Below are 19,029 nucleotides of genomic sequence, written 5' to 3' on the forward strand. Positions count from 1 at the left end.
CGAATTGTTGAAACGAATGGTTCTCGCTGAAAACAGCAAAGAAACCTGTACGCCCGAACTTCTTCGGAACGTGGAGAAAGCAATAGCGAGAGGAAAAACCGGCAATAAGCTGACGCTTCGCACAGTTGACAGGAAAAGCCTGGAACAATAGTTATCCACAATAATTATTGACGGCGAACTTTTGACTTGCAAAGAACTACGCTGGCCAGCGGCAAGAGTGAATTTCATCCAGCCAGGGCTATACCAATCGTGCAAACCCGGAAGGGCGCTGCGCAAAACGTCACATTTATTCGGGGCGATACGCCAAGGCGGCTCCCTGTACTGAAGTACCAGAATCGCCAGATCGCGCGGCCTATTTCCCCTTGGAAAAATACGGATATTTTTTTCCGAGCCAGGTTTTCCTTCTTCCGCGCCTGCCAGATCTGGCAGTTGCGAAGCGCCACGACAACGCGAAGTCCGCGGCGCAGACGCCTCGACCGCTCATTGATGGCTAACGCGCAGCTCGCTGAATGTCGCCCGCCCGCCCTCGCTGGACGGTCCGCGGTTGTCCTGCAGGTAGAGTCCGGCCTTGAAATAAAGGCCCTGGTAGGCCCACTGCGGGTCCAGTTGCTGCTCCAGGGCGCTACCATTCACCGACACGCTGAGCAATCCGCTGCGAGACACGCCGATGCGGTAGCTGAATGACTGGCCGAGAGGAATCCCGTCCATCAGTGTGTAGGCTCTGGTCCCGCCGTCGTCCGGCCGCTCGCGGACCAGCGCCTGGACCCGCCCCTGGTCGAGCCGCAACTGGTAGAGCAGCTTCACCAGCGGCGCGGCCTGGCCGCTATTGCTGCCATCGCTGTGGATCTGGCCGATGATCATGCGCCGGGTCGAGGGCACCGCCTCGATGCGCAGGGTCGCCTCCAGCCAGTTGTCGGCCCTGGCGTAACGCCAGTTGTAGGGCCTGCCGCTGGACAGGGTCTCGCGCAACTCGCTGCGCGGAAACTCGCTGTTGCGCGTGTGGCTGCCGTTCACCGGCACCCAGAAGCGAATGCCGTCGGCGGTGCGCTGGAAATAGTCGCTGCGGTAGTCGCGCTGCAATTGGCTGGTGGAGATGGTGATGGCCGGGCGGCCCTGGGGAATGGTCAGGTTCCAGGTACTCAGGTCAGGCATCCAGACGGTGTCCTAGCGAGGGGAAGGGACTCGCCCATAGGGTAGATGAGCGGCGCACGCTTTGCCTGGCCGAATGGCCCGCGTTTGAGCGGCGCAAGGCCGGCACCGAGGGTTTTCCCCGCGTCCCGCGCACAAGCGTCTATCTTGATCGGGGACCCTTTCACGGAGAGATGCCATGCGCCTGTTCTGCGCCCTGCTGCTCATCGCCTGCGCCGCCAGCGCCCAGGCCGCTATCCAGACCCGCGAGATGCCTTACCGGAGCGCAGACGGCACGCGCATGGTCGGCTATTTCGCCTACGACGACAGCAAGCCGGGGATCCGCCCTGGGGTCATCGTGGTCCACGAATGGTGGGGGCTCAACGACTATGCCAAACGCCGCGCCCGCGACCTCGCCGAACTCGGCTACAGCGCCCTGGCCATCGACATGTACGGCGAAGGCAAGCACACCGAGCACCCGCAGGACGCGATGGCCTTCATGCAGGCCGCGACCCGGGATGCCGACGCCGCCAAGGCGCGCTTCCTCGCCGGCCTGGAACTGCTGAAGCGGCAACCGCAGACCGATCCCAGCCAGATCGCCGCGGTCGGCTACTGCTTCGGCGGCAAGATCGTCCTCGACATGGCCCGCCAGGGCCTGCCGCTGGCCGGCGTGGCGAGCTTCCACGGCGCCCTCGGCACCGCCACCCCGGCCAGCAAGGGCAGCGTCAAGGCGAAGATCCTGGTGGAGCACGGCAGCGCCGACAGCCTGGTCCCGGCCAAGGACCTCGACGCCCTGAAACAGGAACTGAACGCCGCCGGCGCCGACTACCGGGTGGTGATCCAGGACGACGCCAAACACGGCTTCACCAACCCCGACGCCGACGCGCACAAAGGCCACGGCCTGGACATCGGCTACGACCGCCAGGCCGACCAGCGCTCCTGGGCAGACCTGCAGGCGTTCCTCAAGGACATCTTCGGGCAGGGTTGAACCCTGCGCCGACGCATAAAAAACGGGAGTCCCCGGAGGGACTCCCGTCTTGAAAGGTCGAGACAGGACAGTATCCCGTCATCAACAAACAACCTCACCTGCATTCCACAGGAATGCGCGGCGCAGTCTGTCAAAACCGGGCCTCGCGGTCCGTTTTCCTTTGTTGCGCTTTTGCAATCTTGTGTAAGCGCCGCGTGACTGGTGGGCCACGTCGGGAACCGGCACAATGCGCGCCATGAACGACCGTCTCCCCTCCTTCTGCACCCCACTGGACGACCGCTGGCCGCTGCCCGTCGCGCTGCCCGGCGTGCAACTGCGCAGCACCCGCTTCGACCCGGCGCTGCTGCAACCCGGCGACTTCGCCCTGGCCGGCATCCAGCCGCCGGCGAACATCCTCCGCGCGGTGGCCAAGCGCCAGGCCGAGTTTCTCGCCGGGCGCCTCTGCGCACGCGCCGCCCTGTTCGCCCTCGATGGCCGCGCCCAGACGCCGGCCGTCGGCGAGGACCGCGCACCGGTCTGGCCGGCCGCGATCAGCGGCTCGATCACCCATGGCGACCGCTGGGCCGCCGCCCTGGTGGCGGCGCGCGGTGACTGGCGCGGGCTCGGCCTGGACGTGGAAACCCTGCTCGAAGCCGAACGGGCGCGCTACCTGCATGGCGAGATACTCACCGAAGGCGAGCGCCTGCGCTTCGCCGACGACCTGGAGCGACGCACCGGCCTGCTGGTGACCCTGGCGTTCTCGCTGAAGGAAAGCCTGTTCAAGGCGCTCTATCCGCTGGTGGGCAAGCGCTTCTATTTCGAACATGCGGAACTGCTGGAATGGCGCGCCGACGGCCAGGCCCGGCTGCGCCTGCTCACCGACCTGTCGCCGGAGTGGCGCCACGGCAGCGAGCTGGACGCCCAGTTCGCCGTGCTCGACGAACGCCTGCTCAGCCTGGTGGCGGTCGGCGCCTGATCAGGCGTTCCCCGGCGTGCGCCGCGACGGCCGCAGCGCGCGGCCGTCCGCCAGGCGCTCGACGGCGCGGGCGGCGGCGACCATGCCGAAGGTGGCGGTGACCATCATCACCGCGCCGAAGCCGCCGGCGCAGTCCAGCTTCACCCCTTCGCCGACGAAACTCTTCGACTGGCACACCGTGCCGTCCGGCTTCGGGTAGCGCAGTTGTTCGCTGGAGAACACGCAGGGCACGCTGTAGGTGCGCCCCGGCGTGCGCGAGAAGTTGTAGTCGCGGCGCAGGGTGGAACGCACCTTGGCCGCCAGCGGGTCGTTGAAGGTCTTGTTCAGGTCGGCGACCTGGATCTGCGTCGGGTCGACCTGGCCACCGGCGCCGCCGGTGGTGATCACCGGGATCTTGCGCCGCTTGCACCAGGCGATCAGCGCGGCCTTGGCGGCCACGCTATCGATGCAGTCGATCAGGTAGTCGAAGTCGACGATGTACTCGGCCATGGTCTCGCGGGTGACGAAATCGGCCACCGCGTGGACCCGGCAGGCCGGGTTGATGGCCCGGATGCGCGCCGCCATCACCTCGACCTTGGCCTTGCCCACCGAGCCTTCGATGGCATGCACCTGGCGGTTGGTGTTGGTCACGCAGACATCGTCGAGGTCGAACAGGGAAATCTCGCCGACGCCGCTGCGGGCCAGCGCTTCCGCCGCCCAGGAACCGACCCCGCCGATGCCGACCACCGCGACGTGGCTATCGGCCAGGCGTTGCAGCCCCTCGCGACCGTACAACCGGCCGATACCGCCGAAGCGCTGTTCATCCACCTGCATCACCAACCACCTCTGAAACCGAATCGCGGATTGCCGCGCGCATTATAAAAAGCCGCGGCCGCCGCGTCGCCTGCGTTCTTACGGCTCGTCGCGCAGGCCGGACTAGACTTGCAACAGACCCGCCGGCCCGGTGCCTGTACACCCCGGGGGGTGCGGGGTAGCATGCGCCGCCCCGTGTTCAGCGAAACATCCGGAACCTGGTTTCATCTCTATGTCTTCACGCAAGATCGGGCTCAACCTGGTGGTCATCGTCGCCCTGGCCGCCCTCTTCACCGGCATCTGGGCCCTGTACAACCGTCCGGTCAGCGTACCGGACTGGCCGGAACGCATCTCCGGCCTCTCCTTCTCGCCGTTCCGCCTCAACCAGAACCCGCAGAGCGGCCGCTACCCCAGCGCCGAACAGATGCGCACCGACCTGGAACTGGTCGCCCGGCACACCCACAGCATCCGCACCTATTCGGTCCAGGGCGCGCTCGGCGACATCCCGGCGCTGGCCGAGGCGTTCGGCCTGCGCGTCAGCCTGGGCATCTGGCTCGGCCCGGACCTGGCCAGCAACGAGGCCGAGATCGCCCGCGCCATCCGCATCGCCAACGAGTCGCCGAGCGTGGTGCGAGTGATAGTCGGCAACGAGGCGCTGTTCCGCCGCGAGGTGACGGCGGAACAGTTGATCGCCTACCTCGACCGGGTCCGCGCGGCGGTCAAGGTTCCGGTGACCACCGCCGAACAGTGGCACGTCTACCGCGAATACCCGGAACTGGCGCAACACGTCGACCTGATCGCCGCCCACGTCCTGCCCTACTGGGAGGCCACGCCGGTGGCCGACGCGGTGGACTTCGTGCTCGAACGCGCGCGCGAACTCAAGGCCGCCTTCCCGAGGAAGCCGCTGCTGCTCGCCGAGGTCGGCTGGCCGAGCAACGGGCGCATGCGCGGCAGCGCCGAGGCGACACCCGCGGACCAGGCCATCTACCTGCGGCGCCTGACCAACGCGCTCAACGGCGAAGGCTACAGCTACTTCGTCATCGAAGCCTTCGACCAGCCCTGGAAGGTCAGCGCCGAAGGCTCGGTGGGCGCCTACTGGGGCGTCTACAACGCCGACCGCAAGGCCAAGTTCAACTTCACCGGGCCGGTGGTGCCGATTCCCAAGTGGCGCGCCCTGGCCATCGCCTCGGCGGTACTCGCGGTACTCGCCTTCACCCTGCTGCTGATCGACAGTTCCTCGCTGCGCCAGCGCGGGAGGACCTTCCTCGCCGTGGTCTCGTTCGCCTGCGCCTCGGTGCTGGTGTGGATCGCCTACGACTACAGCCAGCAGTACAGCACCTGGTTCAGCCTGACCGTCGGCGCGTTGCTGGGCGTCGGCGCGCTGGGGGTGGTCATCGTGCTGTTCACCGAGGCCCACGAGCTGGCCGAGGCGGTCTGGACGCGCAAGCGGCGCCGGCCATTCCTGCCGATCACCGCCGCGCAGGCCTATCGGCCCAAGGTGTCGATCCACGTGCCCTGCTACAACGAGCCGCCGGAACTGCTGAAGCAGACCCTCGACGCCCTTGCCCGCCTCGACTACCCGGACTACGAAGTCCTGGTGATCGACAACAACACCCGCGACCCGGCCGTCTGGCAGCCGGTCGAGGCGCACTGCGCGCGCCTGGGCGAGCGCTTCCGCTTCTTCCACGTCGCCCCGCTGGAAGGCTTCAAGGCCGGCGCGCTGAACTTCGCCCTGGGCCACGTGGCGGCGGACGTCGAGGTGGTCGCGGTGATCGACGCCGACTACTGCGTCGACCCCGACTGGCTCAGGCACATGGTGCCGCACTTCGGCGACCCGCGGATCGCCGTGGTGCAGTCGCCGCAGGACTACCGCGACCAGCACGAGAGCGCCTTCAAGCGGCTCTGCTACGCCGAGTACAAGGGCTTCTTCCACATCGGCATGGTCACCCGCAACGACCGCGACGCGATCATCGAGCACGGCACCATGACCATGATCCGGCGCAGCGTGCTGGACGAGCTGAGATGGCCGGAATGGTGCATCACCGAGGACGCCGAGCTGGGCCTGCGGGTGTTCGAGAAGGGCCTGTCGGCCGCCTACTTCGAGCGCAGCTACGGCAAGGGGGTGATGCCCGATACCTTCATCGACTTCAAGAAGCAGCGCTTCCGCTGGGCCTACGGCGCGATCCAGATCATGAAGCGGCATACCGACGCCCTGCTGCGCGGCCGCAGTCCCGACGGCAGCCGCCTGACCCGCGGCCAGCGCTACCACTTCGTGGCCGGCTGGCTGCCGTGGATCGCCGACGGCCTGAACATCTTCTTCACCCTCGGCGCGCTGCTCTGGTCGGCGGCGATGATCATCGTGCCCAAGCGCGTCGACCCGCCACTGCTGATCTTCGCGATCCTGCCGCTGGCCCTGTTCGTCTTCAAGGTCGGCAAGATCCTCTTCCTCTACCGGCGCACCGTCGGCGTCGACCTGCGCGACTCGTTCTTCGCCGCCCTCGCCGGCCTGGCGCTCTCGCACACCATTGCCAAGGCGGTGCTGTACGGCTTCGTCACCCGCGGCATCCCGTTCTTCCGCACGCCGAAGATGCGCTCCAGCCACGGCCTGCTGGTGGCCCTGGCGGAGGCCCGCGAGGAAGTCTTCGTGATGCTCCTGCTGTGGGGCGCGGCGGCCGGCATCGTGGCGGTTCAGGGCGTGCCGAGCCGCGACCTGCTGATCTGGGTCGCCATGCTCCTGGTGCAATCGCTGCCCTACCTGGCGGCGCTGGTCATGGCCCTGCTCTCGTCGCTGCCGAAACCGCGCGAGGAACTGGCCGGCGGCGCCGAGCGGATCGGCGGTTGAGGTCGAGCGAGGCGTCGGGACAGCCGGCTCCGCTCGCCTAAACGGCGTCCCTTCGCCCGCGTTTATGCTTTAAGATTCCCCCTTTCCGCTCGACCCGCTCAGGATGCACTCCCCATGACCGCCTCTTCGCCGAGTCTCTCGCCGACCCTCGAACTCGCCTGCGAGTTGATCCGCCGCCCCTCCGTCACGCCCCTCGACGCCGACTGCCAGGCCCTGATGATGCGCCGCCTGGAAGCCGCCGGCTTCGCCCTGGAGCCGATGCGCATCGAGGAGGTGGACAACTTCTGGGCACGGCGCGGCGGCGACGGCCCGGTGCTGTGCTTCGCCGGGCACACCGACGTGGTCCCCACCGGCCCGCTGCAGGCCTGGCAGCACCAACCCTTCGACGCCCTGATCGACGACCAGGGCATGCTCTGCGGGCGCGGCGCGGCGGACATGAAAGGCAGCCTGGCGTCGATGATCGTCGCCGTCGAGCGCTTCGTCGCCGACCACCCGGAGCACAAGGGTGCCATCGCCTTCCTCATCACCAGCGACGAGGAAGGCCCGGCCCACCACGGCACCAAGGCGGTGGTCGAACGCCTCGCCGCACGCGGCGAGCGCCTGGACTGGTGCATCGTCGGCGAACCGTCGAGCACCAGCCTGGTCGGCGACGTGGTGAAGAACGGCCGCCGCGGCTCCCTCGGCGCCAAGCTGACCATCCGCGGCGTACAGGGCCATGTGGCCTACCCGCACCTGGCGAAGAACCCGATCCACCTGGCCGCCCCGGCGCTGGCCGAACTGGCGGCGGAACACTGGGACGACGGCAATGCCTTCTTCCCGCCGACCAGCTTCCAGGTTTCCAACCTGAACTCCGGCACCGGCGCCACCAACGTCATCCCCGGCGAACTGACCGCGCTGTTCAACTTCCGCTTCTCCACCGAATCCACCGTCGAAGGCCTGCAGAAACGCGTCGAGGCGATCCTCGACAAGCACGGCCTGGACTGGCACGTCGAATGGGCGCTGTCCGGCCTGCCGTTCCTCACCGAGCCGGGCGAACTGCTCGATGCGGTGGCCGCCAGCATCAGGGTGGTCACCGGCCGCGAGACCCAGCCCTCGACCAGCGGCGGCACCTCCGACGGACGCTTCATCGCCACCATGGGCACCCAGGTGGTCGAACTCGGCCCGGTCAACGCCACCATCCACCAGGTCAACGAGCGGGTCCTGGCCAGCGACCTGGAGCTGCTCACCGAAATCTACTACCAGACCCTGGTGAGGCTGCTCGCCTGATGCTGATCTGCCCGCTCTGCTCCGCCGCCCTGGGCGAGGTCGACAACGGCGTCGCCTGCCCCGCCGGGCACCGCTTCGACCGCGCCCGCCAGGGCTACCTGAACCTGCTGCCGGTGCAGCACAAGAAAAGCCTCGATCCGGGCGACAACGCCGCCATGGTCGAGGCCCGTCGCCAGTTCCTCGGCGCCGGCCACTACGCGCCGCTGGCCCGGCGCCTGGCCGAACTGGCCGCCGAACGCGCGCCGCGACGCTGGCTGGATATCGGTTGCGGCGAGGGCTACTACAGCGCCCGGCTCGGCGAAGCCCTGGCAGGCGCCGAAGGCTATGCCCTGGACATCTCCCGCGAGGCAGTGAAACGCGCCTGCCGCCGCGCGCCGCAGTTGTCCTGGCTGGTGGCGAGCATGGCCCGGCTGCCGCTGGCCGACGCCAGTTGCGAGCTGATCGCCAGCGTGTTCAGCCCCATCGACTGGAACGAAGCCGTGCGCGTCCTCGCCCCCGGCGGCGGCGTACTGCGCCTGGGCCCGGCCAGCGCGCACCTGCTGGAACTGCGCCAGCGGCTCTATGACGACGTGCGCGACTACGCCGACGACAAGCACCTCGCCGGCCTGCCCGCGCAACTGCGCCTGCGCCACACCGAGACCCTCGAGTTCCGCCTGGCGCTGGACAGCTACGACGCGCGGGAAAACCTCCTGGCCATGACCCCGCACGGCTGGCGGGTCAACCCCGAGCGCCGCGCGCGAATCCTGGCCGAACCCTTCGAAGTCAGCGTGGCGGTGCGCTACGATTGGCTGCAACGCGACTGACCGTCCCCGAGGACCCCATGCGCCAACCGGATATCGAGATCTACCTGAAAGACGCCGAGCACGCGGCCGTCGCCGCCTGGCTGGAACAGGCGCTGGGACCCTGCGGCCCATGGCAGGAGCGCGGCCAGACCCTCAAGTGCACCGCCCGCGGCGAGCACGGCGCGGTGCGCGTCACCTGGCTGCCGAAGGCGGTGGGCAAGTGGCACAGCCTGTTCTTGGAGAGCGACAGCACGCCCTGGGACGACGACCTCGCCTGCGCCAGGGCCGCGCATGCCGCGCTCGGCGTGGAGATCCGCTGCGCGCCGGGCGGCTGGGAGGAAAACCAGGGCGAAGAGGACGCCGACCGCTGGCTGCGGGTCGACGCCGGGGGCGTCGAGGAAATTACCTGGCGCACCGCCTGAACGACGAAAACCCCGCGCTGCGAGGGGCCACCCAACGGGGGCCTGGCGGGGTGGATGCGCTGGATGACAAAAGCCCGTCTCGCGACGGGCTTTTGCTTGCGGGAATCAGACCTTGGAGACGTCTTCCGCTTGCAGGCCTTTCTGGCCCTGGATCACCGAGAATTCCACTTTCTGGCCTTCCACCAGGGAGCGGTGACCCTCGCCGCGGATGGCGCGGTAGTGAACGAACACGTCCGGACCGCTATCGCGTTGAATGAATCCATAACCTTTGGCGTCATTGAACCACTTGACGGTTCCGACCTCACGATCAGCCATTACCACACTCTCCAACTTGCAATTTTTTATAAGTGGCCTTCCCAATCCGGGAAGACTTCGACGGTTCGGCTGCGCAACGCTGTTCTTGTTATCCGACCCCGGCAAAATGCCGTTGGAGCGGGCATTTCGAATGGCGTTCCACTAGCCACCGCGTCCCGGAGTATAAACAAACGAGTCCAACTGAAAAGGACTTTTTTAGCCCCTGGCGGAATACTCGCCACGCCCGGCGGGACTGGCCTTTCGATATGTTTTCGCTACGCCTGGAATACGTCTGCGCATGCACTTGCAGATAGCTAGCCGCCATATTTCCGTCGGCTTTTCAGCGGTCGCGCAGACCCGCCTTGCGCGGCCAGGCCAGGGTGAAGCAGGCACCGCCCAGAGTCTCGCTGCGGCCGATGGAGGCCCGGCCGCCATGCCAGTAGACGATCCGTCGGACGATGGACAGTCCCAGGCCATGCCCGCCGGAAGCACGGGTCCGGCTATCGTCCAGGCGTAGGAATGGCGTAAAGAGCCGCTCCCATTGCGCCTCCGGCACCCCCGGCCCGTCGTCCTCGACATCCACCCGGCAACGCTCCAGGCTGACCCGGTAGCTGATCCTGACCCGACGATCGGCATGCCGCAGCGCATTGGTCAGCAGGTTCTGCAAGGCCCGATGCAGGTAGCGCGGCTCGGCCTCGATCCAACTGCCCAGCTCCTCAGGCACCAGCGCGCCCTCCTCGCAACTGACCAGCACCTCGCGGCGCAGCGGGGCGATCTCCTCCACCACCTGGCGCACCAGCACGCCCAGCTCCAGGCGCTGGTAGGTCAGCGGCGGCGAGCCCTGTTCCAGGCGCGCGTAGGTGAGCATCTCGTCGACCAGCTTGTCGAGGTCCTGGATATCGTTGTCCATGCCCTCCAGGTACTTCAGGCGGGCGCCGTCGGTCTCGGCGGTCTCGATCATCTCCAGGCCGAAGCGCAACCGCGCCACCGGCGTGCGCAGCTCGTGGGACACCGCGCGAACCATCTCGCGCTGCACCGTCAGCAGCCGGTGGATGTGCTCGGCCATATGGTTGAAGGCCGCGCCCAGGCGTCCCACCGAGTCGCCTCCGCGCACCTCGACGCGAGTATCCAGGCTGCCGCGGGCGATCCGCGTGGCGGCCGCCTCCAGGCTGCGCAGGCGCTGCTCCAGGCGACGCACCAGCAGGTAGGTGATCAGGCCGATGAAGCTCAGGCACAGCGCGCCGAGCAGCAACAGCAGCTGCGGCGGATAGGGGTTCATCTGGAACAGCGGGCCCAGCTCCAGCACCCAGGGCGTGTCGAGGATGCCGGCGAAGATGCGGATCGAGTCGCCGTCCTTGCCCAGCGCCATCACCGTGTCGCCCTCCACCACTCGCCGGCGCTGGTCGTCGTCGAGGTCCAGTTCCTTGACCTGGAGCAGGTGCACCGGGAAGCCGAAGCGCTTGTCGCGGACGATCCGCGCCAGGTGGTAAGGCTGTTCGCTGGCCGGGTAGCGCACCAGTTCGTCCATCAGCAGGTACACCGTGGCCCGCGCCAGTTGCTCGCTGACCTGCTGCACCTCGCCGCTGAGCACCAGGTTCTCGGCGGCGCTGGCCTGGGTATAGACGGTGACGGCGTGCTCGGCGGTCTGCTTCACCAGCACCTGGCCGTTCATCAGGCGCGCGCGGCTGCGTCCGTCCATCCGCAGCTCATCCAGCCCGTGCAGTTGCAGGGGAATACCCAGCAAGCGGCTCCACTGCGCCAGGGCGCGCTTGCGCTCGGTGGCGGTCATCGGTTGCAGGTTGTCGGCCATCAGGCGGAAGGTGCCGCGCGCCAGCTCCTCGCGGTAGTGCTCGCCGCGCACCTCGTTGATCCAGTGCAGGCCGAGCAGGCCCAGGCCGCTGACCAGCAGCAGGGCCAGGAGCATGCCGCCATAGATGCGCAGGAAGATGGATTTCATCGGCGAGCCCCCGGCCGCTGTCCGCTGCTGTTGATTCTGGCCGACCGGGACGCCCGCGCCCCGGCCCGCAGGAAAAAAGCGCCTCAGCCCTCGCCGACGAACAGGTAGCCCTTGCTGCGTACGGTCTTGATCAGCCGCGGGTGCATCGGGTCGTCGCCGATCTTCGGGCGGATCCGCGAGATGCGCACGTCGATGGAGCGGTCCTGGCCGTCGTACTCGATGCCGCGCAGGGCGTTGAAGATCTCCTCGCGGGAGAGAATGCGCCCGGCGTTCGCCGCCAGCAGCCAGAGCAGGTCGAATTCGGCGCTGGTCAGCTCGATGGTGGTCCCGTCCAGCCAGGCCTCGCGCATCGCGTTGTCGATCACCAGGCGACCGAACGCCAGGCGTTTGCTGTCCGCCGCCGGGGCGCCCGCTTCCGGCGCCTCGCTGCGCCGCAACAGGGCACGGATGCGCGCCAGCAGCACACGCGGGCGCACCGGCTTGCACACGTAGTCGTCGGCGCCCATCTCCAGGCCGAGTACCTCGTCCATATCGTCGGTGCGCGCGGTGAGCATCAGGATCGGACCGTCGAACTGCGGGCGCACCTGGCGGCAGATGGACAGGCCGTCCTCGCCCGGCAGCATCAGGTCGAGCACCACCAGGTCCGGGCGTTCGGCGAGGATACGCGCCGCCGCCAGTGCGCCGTTGGCTTCGATGTCGACCTTCAGGCCGTTGCCTTCCAGGTATTCCCGGGTCAGCTCGGCCAGGCGTCGATCGTCCTCGACGATCAGGATGCGCCAGGCTTCTTGCTCCACACAGCCTCCTCGTATCGCGGTCCCGGAGCCGCCGTGCGGCCCCCTCAGAGCGGCCCGCATTGTAGCCAATACGGGGGCCGCGCGGCAGCACGCGAGGAACATCTTGCAAACACTACATATTGTGGGTAGGGTGCGCGCCCCGAAAGGTTGGGGAGTAGGTCTGCGCCGGTGCTTTCCGAGGGCGACGAATGGCATTCTCCAGCGCTGCCGCGGCCTACGGACGCTTCCTAGGACTCACGCACAGAAGACCCACACTTTATCCACAGGTTTCCCCCAGACTGTCACCTTGCAAACACCCCATTAGCGCATTATCTTGTATCCCCATCGTCGCCACCCCCTATATCTTGGGTTTCAAGCGCACGAACGGCTACAACGGAACCAACCGCGCACGGACCACTCTGATGGCTCCGGCGGCTCCGCAAAAAAGCATTTTCCAGACGTACTGAAAGCATCGACGGCGCTCATCGCAAGGAGCCCTTCATGACGTTGGAAAAGCGGTACGGGTGTTGCAACGGACGCTGTAAACAGACAGTCAACACCACTAGGTATTGTGTTCGGCGGCAAAACGCCACGAACCCGCCAGGGCCAGGGAGGCACTCACAGTCCCCACCCTCAGCATTCGAATGAAGCAGCCGCCGCGAGGCCGGCTGCCCGGCTCTTTATCGATTCAAGGGAATGGGCGCCCCGGCGCCCGCTAGCAAAACCATTACGAGAACGTGGAGATACCCACCCATGCATACCGACACCACACGCGAGAACCCGCAGGCCAGCGCGCCGCAGGCCGCCGATTCGTCGCAGGATCTGGCCGCCACCGCGCCGGGCCAGCTGCGCGTGATCAAGCGCAACGGCACCGTAGTCCCCTACACCGATGACAAGATCACCGTGGCCATCACCAAGGCGTTCCTCGCCGTGGAAGGCGGCACCGCCGCCGCCTCGTCGCGTATCCATGACACCGTGCGCCGCCTGACCGAGCAGGTCACCGCCACCTTCAAGCGCCGCATGCCGTCCGGCGGCACCATCCACATCGAAGAGATCCAGGACCAGGTCGAACTGGCCCTGATGCGCGCCGGCGAGCAGAAGGTCGCCCGCGACTACGTGATCTACCGCGAAGCCCGCGCCGCCGAGCGCAAGAACGCCGGCGCCGCCAGCGACGTCGCCCAGCCGCACCCGAGCATCCGCATCACCCGCGCCGACGGCAGCCTGTCGCCGCTGGACATGGGCCGCCTGAACACCATCATCAGCGAAGCCTGCGAAGGCCTGGCCGAGGTGGACGGCGCGCTGATCGAGCGCGAGACCCTGAAGAACCTCTACGATGGCGTCGCCGAGAAGGACGTCAACACCGCCCTGGTGATGACCGCGCGCACCCTGGTCGAGCGCGAGCCGAACTACTCCTACGTCACCGCCCGCCTGCTGATGGACACCCTGCGCGCCGAAGCCCTGGGCTTCCTCGGCGTGGCCGAGAGCGCCACCCATCACGAGATGGCCGAGCTGTACGCCAAGGCCCTGCCGGCCTACATCGAGAAAGGCGCCGAGTTCGAGCTGGTCGATGCCAAGCTGAAGGAATTCGACCTGGAGAAACTGGGCAAGGCCATCGATCACGAGCGCGACCAGCAGTTCACCTACCTCGGCCTGCAGACCCTGTACGACCGCTACTTCATCCACAAGGACGGCATCCGCTTCGAACTGCCGCAGATCTTCTTCATGCGCGTGGCCATGGGCCTGGCCATCGAGGAGAAGGACCGCGAGGCACGTGCCATCGAGTTCTACAACCTGCTGTCGTCCTTCGACTACATGAGTTCCACCCCCACCCTGTTCAACGCCGGCACCCTGCGTCCGCAGCTCTCCAGCTGCTACCTGACCACCGTGCCGGACGACCTGTCGGGCATCTACGGCGCCATCCACGACAACGCCATGCTGTCGAAATTCGCCGGCGGCCTGGGCAACGACTGGACCCCGGTGCGCGCGCTGGGCTCCTACATCAAGGGCACCAACGGCAAGTCCCAGGGCGTCGTGCCCTTCCTGAAAGTGGTCAATGACACCGCGGTCGCGGTCAACCAGGGCGGCAAGCGCAAGGGCGCGGTCTGCGCCTACCTGGAGACCTGGCACCTGGACATCGAGGAATTCCTCGAGCTGCGCAAGAACACCGGTGACGACCGTCGTCGTACCCACGACATGAACACCGCCAACTGGATCCCCGACCTGTTCATGAAGCGCGTCTTCGACGACGGCTCCTGGACCCTCTTCTCGCCGTCCGACGTCCCCGACCTGCACGACCTCTACGGCAAGGCCTTCGAGGAGCGCTACGAGTACTACGAGGCCCTGGCCAGCTACGGCAAGCTGAAGCTGCACAAGGTCGTCCAGGCCAAGGACCTGTGGCGCAAGATGCTCTCCATGCTGTTCGAGACCGGCCACCCGTGGCTGACCTTCAAGGACCCGTGCAACCTGCGCAGCCCGCAGCAGCACGTGGGCGTGGTGCACAGCTCGAACCTCTGCACCGAGATCACCCTGAACACCAACAAGGACGAGATCGCCGTCTGCAACCTGGGCTCGATCAACCTGGTCAACCACATCGTCAACGGCAAGCTGGACACCGCCAAGCTGGAGAAGACCGTCAAGACCGCGGTACGCATGCTCGATAACGTCATCGACATCAACTACTACTCGGTCCCGCAGGCGCAGAACTCCAACTTCAAGCACCGTCCGGTCGGCCTGGGCATCATGGGCTTCCAGGACGCCCTGTACCTGCAGCACATCCCCTACGGTTCGGACGCGGCCATCGCCTTCGCCGACCAGTCCATGGAAGCCATCAGCTACTACGCGATCCAGGCTTCCTGCGACCTGGCCGACGAGCGCGGCGCCTACCAGACCTTCCAGGGCTCGCTGTGGTCGCAAGGCATCCTGCCGATCGACTCGGAGAAGAAGCTGATCGAAGAGCGCGGCGCCAAGTACATCGAAGTCGACCTGTCGGAAACCCTCGACTGGGCGCCGCTGCGCGAGCGCGTACAGAAAGGCATCCGCAACTCGAACATCATGGCCATCGCGCCGACCGCGACCATCGCCAACATCACCGGCGTCTCGCAGTCGATCGAGCCGACCTACCAGAACCTGTACGTGAAGTCGAACCTCTCCGGCGAATTCACCGTGATCAACCCCTACCTGGTGCGCGACCTCAAGGCCCGCGGCCTGTGGGACCCGGTCATGGTCAACGACCTGAAGTACTACGACGGTTCCGTGCAGCAGATCGAGCGCATCCCGCAGGACCTCAAGGACCTCTACGCCACCGCGTTCGAAGTCGAGACCCGCTGGATCGTCGAAGCCGCCAGCCGTCGTCAGAAGTGGATCGACCAGGCCCAGTCGCTGAACCTGTACATCGCCGGCGCCTCGGGCAAGAAGCTCGACGTGACCTACCGCATGGCCTGGTTCCGCGGCCTGAAGACCACCTACTACCTCCGTGCCCTGGCCGCCACCAGCACCGAGAAGTCCACCATCAACACCGGCAAGCTCAACGCCGTGTCGGCCGGTGGCAACGACGGCCTGCAAGCCGCCCCGGCCGCCGAGCCGAAGCCGGCGCCGGTGCCGCAGGCATGCAGCATCGACAACCCCGACTGCGAAGCCTGCCAGTGATCGCGCGTCGCTGAACGGCGTCCGTGTCGCGGCCGGGCAAGCCGGACTCCTCGCGTGGGTTCGGCCTGCCCGGCGCCTGACGGTCGCTCGTCCAGCGCCACGCTGGCAGCGCAAGGCCCCTCGCCAGGGCCAGGAACAATCCCCTTCTTCCCTCCGGGGGAGAAGAACGGCCCGGCCAGACCGTGCCGGACCACCGCTTTCGCGTGCACCTCACGCCCCATATCCAGGCCGCCGAGACGGCCGCCAGACCAGGAGAGAGCAAGATGCTGAGCTGGGACGAATTCGACAAAGAAGACCCGACCGAAGCCAAGGCCGCGCCCGCCGCCGCCCAGGCCGTTGCCCAGGGCCATGACAAGCTGGACGACGAAGCCGCCGGCTCGGTGGAAGAAGCGCGCGCCGTTTCCGCCGACGACTCCGACGCTGTCGCCCGCGCCAAGAAGGCCCTGAACGACCTCGACATCCAGGAAGGCCTGGACGACCTCGAAGGCTCCGCCGCGCGCGTGCAGGTCGGCGACAAGCAGATGATCAACGCCCGTGCCGACCTCAACCAGCTCGTTCCCTTCAAGTACGACTGGGCCTGGCAGAAGTATCTGGATGGTTGCGCCAACCACTGGATGCCGCAGGAAGTCAACATGAACGCCGACATCGCCCTGTGGAAGAGCAAGGACGGCCTCAGCGAAGACGAGCGGCGCATCGTCATGCGCAACCTCGGCTTCTTCTCCACCGCCGACTCGCTGGTCGCCAACAACCTGGTGCTGGCCGTGTACCGCCTGATCACCAACCCCGAGTGCCGCCAGTACATCCTGCGCCAGGCCTTCGAAGAGGCGATCCACACCCACGCCTACCAGTACTGCATCGAGTCGCTGGGCATGGACGAGGGCGAGATCTTCAACATGTATCACGAGATCCCCAGCGTGGCGAAGAAGGCCTCCTGGGGCCTGAAGTACACCCGCTCGATCTCCGACCCGATGTTCCAGACCGGCACCCCGGAAACCGACCGCCAGTTCCTGCGCAACCTGATCGCCTACTACTGCGTGCTGGAAGGCATCTTCTTCTACTGCGGCTTCACCCAGATCCTCTCCATGGGCCGCCGCAACAAGATGACCGGCACCGCCGAGCAGTTCCAGTACATCCTCCGCGACGAGTCGATGCACCTGAACTTCGGCATCGACGTGATCAACCAGATCAAGATCGAGAACCCGCACCTGTGGGACGCCCAGATGAAGGACGAGGCGACCCAGATGATCCTCCAGGGCACCCAGCTGGAGATCGAATACGCGCGCGACACCATGCCGCGCGGGGTGCTGGGCATGAACGCGGCGATGATGGAGGACTACCTGAAGTTCATCGCCAACCGGCGCCTGACCCAGATCGGCCTGAAGGAAGAGTATCCGGGGACCACCAACCCGTTCCCGTGGATGTCGGAGATCATGGACCTGAAGAAGGAGAAGAACTTCTTCGAGACGCGGGTTATCGAGTACCAGACGGGCGGAGCACTGAGCTGGGATTGAGATTCTCGATTTAGGTCAAGACCGTTAGACGCTGTAGCCGGAAAGGGACTTTTGGGGCAGTGGTAGAAGATGAAAACCCCGCCTTGTGCGGGGTTTTCTTTAAGGAAGCACTATGCCGTACGATTTAGAAAAGAGATTAGTAATAGGTTTAGCCTCAAGCGCCCTCTTTAATCTTGAAGAGTCAGATAGTGTCTTTAGATCAGAAGGAGAGGATGCCTACAGGAAATATCAAAGGGAAAATCAAAACAAACCACTCCCCCATGGGGTAGCATTCTCCTTTATTAGAAGACTACTTTCCCTAAACAAACTTTCCCCTAAAGACCCACCAGTCGAAGTCATCTTACTTTCGCGAAACGATCCAGATACAGGCTTAAGAGTCATGAAATCAATTGAGCACCATGGCTTACCTATGACTAGAGCAGTATTTCTACAAGGAAGGTCACCACAAAACTATATACCTGCCTTAAAAATCAGCCTATTCCTTTCAGCAAATGAAACAGATGTAAAACAAGCAATGATTGCTGGCTACCCTGCTGGACAAGTACTAAAGACTGCCGCATATGACGACCCTGAAGATAAAGAGCTAAGAATAGCTTTCGACTTTGACGGTGTAATTGCTGATGATGAAGCGGAGTCAATTTATCAAGAAACGAGAAATTTATCTGACTTCCACGATCATGAGCAAAGTCTTGTCAATACACCACACAACCCAGGTCCACTTGCAGAGTTCCTTAAAAAAATATCAACCATACAAAAATTAGAGCAGGAACAACAAGAAAACGACCCCACATACTCTCCAGTACTTAACATCAGCATTGTTACTGCTAGAAATGCCCCTTCACATGAGCGCGTAATTAATACAATGCGCCACTGGAACATAAGAGTAAATTCCGCATTTTTCTTGGGCGGAATCGAAAAAAAATCCGTATTAGAAGTATTGAGCCCTCACATATTTTTTGATGACCAAAGACTACATCTAGACCCTGCCTCATCTGTACTACCGTCAGTCCATATTCCCTTTGGCGTGGCTAACAACATAGCCAAAGAGTGAACGTATCTCTCTACAAAATTCTGAAACTTCCGTAGATACCGTATTACCTGCTCCCAGCTTCCCAGTTGTTTCCCCAAACCCGCAGTTCGCTGCAAGTCTTTGTTTCGCCTTCCCAGGCGAGTCACTTTCTCAGTCGCGAGAAAGTAACCAAAGCGCTTGCCCCTGCATCCGGCCCCAGTCGCTTTGCGACTGGGGTTCCCTCCCTCCATCGCCGTTCCGGGGGCACGCCGCCACGGTCCTTCGTGGACCGAGGCGACTTTCGCGGCCTCCTGCCGCTCAACCCCCTACACGACGATTCCGCTCGGCCTCCTGATGGGGCGGGCCGGAGCGTCGGATATTTCTCTGGAAGACGTAGGGCAAATCATGCAAAGCGTGATTCGCAAGATGGGGCAAAGCGGCTAAGCGCCAGACGACGCGGAACTGGTCAAAATGCCCTGTTCCATATGGTTTCTTTGATAGAGAAAGTCTTTCAACTTCGCTCGTTCAGCTCGGTTGTTTCGTCCCTCTTGCCGCAATAATCTGCCACCGGCGCCTAAGAAACGCCCAACTACCTAGCGGCCAAGCCGCTCCCGACAAGCAAGCGGCTTTTTTGAGTCTGCGGTACTCTCTCGCCCTCAAAAACC

The 19,029-nt window shown here is 65.0% G+C and carries 14 protein-coding genes; 9 read left to right on the top strand and 5 right to left on the bottom strand.

Features of this window, described 5'->3' with window-relative positions; all coding sequences use genetic code 11:
* Nucleotides 1-480 precede the first annotated feature (480 nt).
* On the bottom strand, nucleotides 481-1,152 hold the full coding sequence (locus ACM0M4_RS20700) for a polysaccharide lyase family 7 protein (protein ID WP_003082396.1): 672 nt from the start codon (nucleotides 1,150-1,152) through the stop codon (nucleotides 481-483).
* Nucleotides 1,153-1,327: 175 nt separating this feature from the next.
* Here ACM0M4_RS20700 and ACM0M4_RS20705 point away from each other — a divergent pair, with 175 nt between their 5' ends.
* Together ACM0M4_RS20705 and ACM0M4_RS20710 are read left to right on the top strand one after the other, a co-directional pair.
* Nucleotides 1,328-2,116: a dienelactone hydrolase family protein gene (locus ACM0M4_RS20705; RefSeq protein WP_023096898.1), complete on the top strand. Its 789-nt coding sequence runs from the start codon at nucleotides 1,328-1,330 to the stop codon at nucleotides 2,114-2,116.
* A 226-nt stretch (nucleotides 2,117-2,342) separates the two neighbouring features.
* Nucleotides 2,343-3,071 carry a 4'-phosphopantetheinyl transferase family protein gene (locus tag ACM0M4_RS20710; RefSeq protein ID WP_003082383.1) on the top strand — a complete coding sequence of 243 codons (729 nt, stop codon included), beginning with the start codon at nucleotides 2,343-2,345 and terminating at the stop codon, nucleotides 3,069-3,071.
* On the opposite strand, the gene tcdA is transcribed toward ACM0M4_RS20710, so the two are convergent.
* Complete coding sequence (gene tcdA / locus ACM0M4_RS20715; protein ID WP_003082382.1) at nucleotides 3,072-3,884, bottom strand: tRNA cyclic N6-threonylcarbamoyladenosine(37) synthase TcdA; 813 nt, start codon at nucleotides 3,882-3,884, stop codon at nucleotides 3,072-3,074.
* A gap of 211 nt (nucleotides 3,885-4,095) precedes the next feature.
* Between tcdA and ndvB the strand changes: the two genes are divergently transcribed.
* The 4 genes from ndvB to ACM0M4_RS20735 all read left to right on the top strand — a co-directional run bounded on the left by ndvB (nucleotide 4,096) and on the right by ACM0M4_RS20735 (nucleotide 9,175).
* Nucleotides 4,096-6,705, top strand: coding sequence for a glycosyltransferase NdvB (gene ndvB / locus ACM0M4_RS20720; protein ID WP_034001278.1), 2,610 nt, complete (start codon nucleotides 4,096-4,098; stop codon nucleotides 6,703-6,705).
* A gap of 114 nt (nucleotides 6,706-6,819) precedes the next feature.
* Entirely contained in the window at nucleotides 6,820-7,971 is a 1,152-nt protein-coding gene (gene dapE, locus ACM0M4_RS20725) for a succinyl-diaminopimelate desuccinylase (protein WP_034001280.1), read from the top strand.
* Nucleotides 7,971-8,774 carry a putative RNA methyltransferase gene (locus ACM0M4_RS20730; protein ID WP_003101808.1) on the top strand — a complete coding sequence of 268 codons (804 nt, stop codon included), beginning with the start codon at nucleotides 7,971-7,973 and terminating at the stop codon, nucleotides 8,772-8,774. The genes dapE and ACM0M4_RS20730 overlap by 1 nt, the downstream gene beginning before the upstream one ends.
* A gap of 17 nt (nucleotides 8,775-8,791) precedes the next feature.
* Nucleotides 8,792-9,175, top strand: a complete 384-nt coding sequence (locus tag ACM0M4_RS20735) for a hypothetical protein (RefSeq protein WP_003163102.1) — start codon at nucleotides 8,792-8,794, stop codon at nucleotides 9,173-9,175.
* A gap of 105 nt (nucleotides 9,176-9,280) precedes the next feature.
* Here ACM0M4_RS20735 and ACM0M4_RS20740 read toward each other — a convergent pair whose 3' ends face one another.
* The 3 genes from ACM0M4_RS20740 to ACM0M4_RS20750 form a co-directional block, all read right to left on the bottom strand.
* Nucleotides 9,281-9,490 (bottom strand): cold-shock protein, encoded by a 210-nt coding sequence (locus ACM0M4_RS20740; RefSeq protein ID WP_003082372.1) that lies wholly within the window; start codon nucleotides 9,488-9,490, stop codon nucleotides 9,281-9,283.
* A 319-nt stretch (nucleotides 9,491-9,809) separates the two neighbouring features.
* Nucleotides 9,810-11,426: an ATP-binding protein gene (locus tag ACM0M4_RS20745; RefSeq protein WP_003449089.1), complete on the bottom strand. Its 1,617-nt coding sequence runs from the start codon at nucleotides 11,424-11,426 to the stop codon at nucleotides 9,810-9,812.
* Between the two features lie 83 nt (nucleotides 11,427-11,509).
* Nucleotides 11,510-12,220 carry a winged helix-turn-helix domain-containing protein gene (locus ACM0M4_RS20750; protein ID WP_003082360.1) on the bottom strand — a complete coding sequence of 237 codons (711 nt, stop codon included), beginning with the start codon at nucleotides 12,218-12,220 and terminating at the stop codon, nucleotides 11,510-11,512.
* Nucleotides 12,221-12,952: 732 nt separating this feature from the next.
* Here ACM0M4_RS20750 and ACM0M4_RS20755 point away from each other — a divergent pair.
* The 3 genes from ACM0M4_RS20755 (at nucleotide 12,953) to ACM0M4_RS20765 (ending at nucleotide 18,406) form a co-directional block, all read left to right on the top strand.
* The gene (locus tag ACM0M4_RS20755; RefSeq protein WP_003159790.1) at nucleotides 12,953-15,844 is read left to right on the top strand and encodes a ribonucleoside-diphosphate reductase subunit alpha; all 2,892 of its coding nucleotides are present in this window, start codon (nucleotides 12,953-12,955) and stop codon (nucleotides 15,842-15,844) included.
* A 263-nt stretch (nucleotides 15,845-16,107) separates the two neighbouring features.
* Nucleotides 16,108-17,355: a ribonucleotide-diphosphate reductase subunit beta gene (locus ACM0M4_RS20760; protein WP_003086547.1), complete on the top strand. Its 1,248-nt coding sequence runs from the start codon at nucleotides 16,108-16,110 to the stop codon at nucleotides 17,353-17,355.
* Nucleotides 17,356-17,467: 112 nt separating this feature from the next.
* Complete coding sequence (locus ACM0M4_RS20765) at nucleotides 17,468-18,406, top strand: 5'-nucleotidase (protein ID WP_023090736.1); 939 nt, start codon at nucleotides 17,468-17,470, stop codon at nucleotides 18,404-18,406.
* Nucleotides 18,407-19,029: the final 623 nt, after the last annotated feature.

This window comes from Pseudomonas sp. 18-147, from assembly GCF_051048045.1.
GTDB classification, from domain to species: domain Bacteria; phylum Pseudomonadota; class Gammaproteobacteria; order Pseudomonadales; family Pseudomonadaceae; genus Pseudomonas; species Pseudomonas aeruginosa.

Coding starts and splice junctions, on each gene's coding strand:
- ACM0M4_RS20700 (WP_003082396.1), bottom strand. CDS start 1,152: ATGCCTGACCTGAGTACCTGGAACCTGACCATTCCCCAGGGCCGCCCG.
- ACM0M4_RS20745 (WP_003449089.1), bottom strand. CDS start 11,426: ATGAAATCCATCTTCCTGCGCATCTATGGCGGCATGCTCCTGGCCCTG.
- dapE (WP_034001280.1), top strand. CDS start 6,820: ATGACCGCCTCTTCGCCGAGTCTCTCGCCGACCCTCGAACTCGCCTGC.
- ACM0M4_RS20755 (WP_003159790.1), top strand. CDS start 12,953: ATGCATACCGACACCACACGCGAGAACCCGCAGGCCAGCGCGCCGCAG.
- tcdA (WP_003082382.1), bottom strand. CDS start 3,884: ATGCAGGTGGATGAACAGCGCTTCGGCGGTATCGGCCGGTTGTACGGT.
- ndvB (WP_034001278.1), top strand. CDS start 4,096: ATGTCTTCACGCAAGATCGGGCTCAACCTGGTGGTCATCGTCGCCCTG.
- ACM0M4_RS20730 (WP_003101808.1), top strand. CDS start 7,971: ATGCTGATCTGCCCGCTCTGCTCCGCCGCCCTGGGCGAGGTCGACAAC.
- ACM0M4_RS20740 (WP_003082372.1), bottom strand. CDS start 9,490: ATGGCTGATCGTGAGGTCGGAACCGTCAAGTGGTTCAATGACGCCAAA.
- ACM0M4_RS20710 (WP_003082383.1), top strand. CDS start 2,343: ATGCGCGCCATGAACGACCGTCTCCCCTCCTTCTGCACCCCACTGGAC.
- ACM0M4_RS20735 (WP_003163102.1), top strand. CDS start 8,792: ATGCGCCAACCGGATATCGAGATCTACCTGAAAGACGCCGAGCACGCG.
- ACM0M4_RS20760 (WP_003086547.1), top strand. CDS start 16,108: ATGCTGAGCTGGGACGAATTCGACAAAGAAGACCCGACCGAAGCCAAG.
- ACM0M4_RS20765 (WP_023090736.1), top strand. CDS start 17,468: ATGCCGTACGATTTAGAAAAGAGATTAGTAATAGGTTTAGCCTCAAGC.
- ACM0M4_RS20705 (WP_023096898.1), top strand. CDS start 1,328: ATGCGCCTGTTCTGCGCCCTGCTGCTCATCGCCTGCGCCGCCAGCGCC.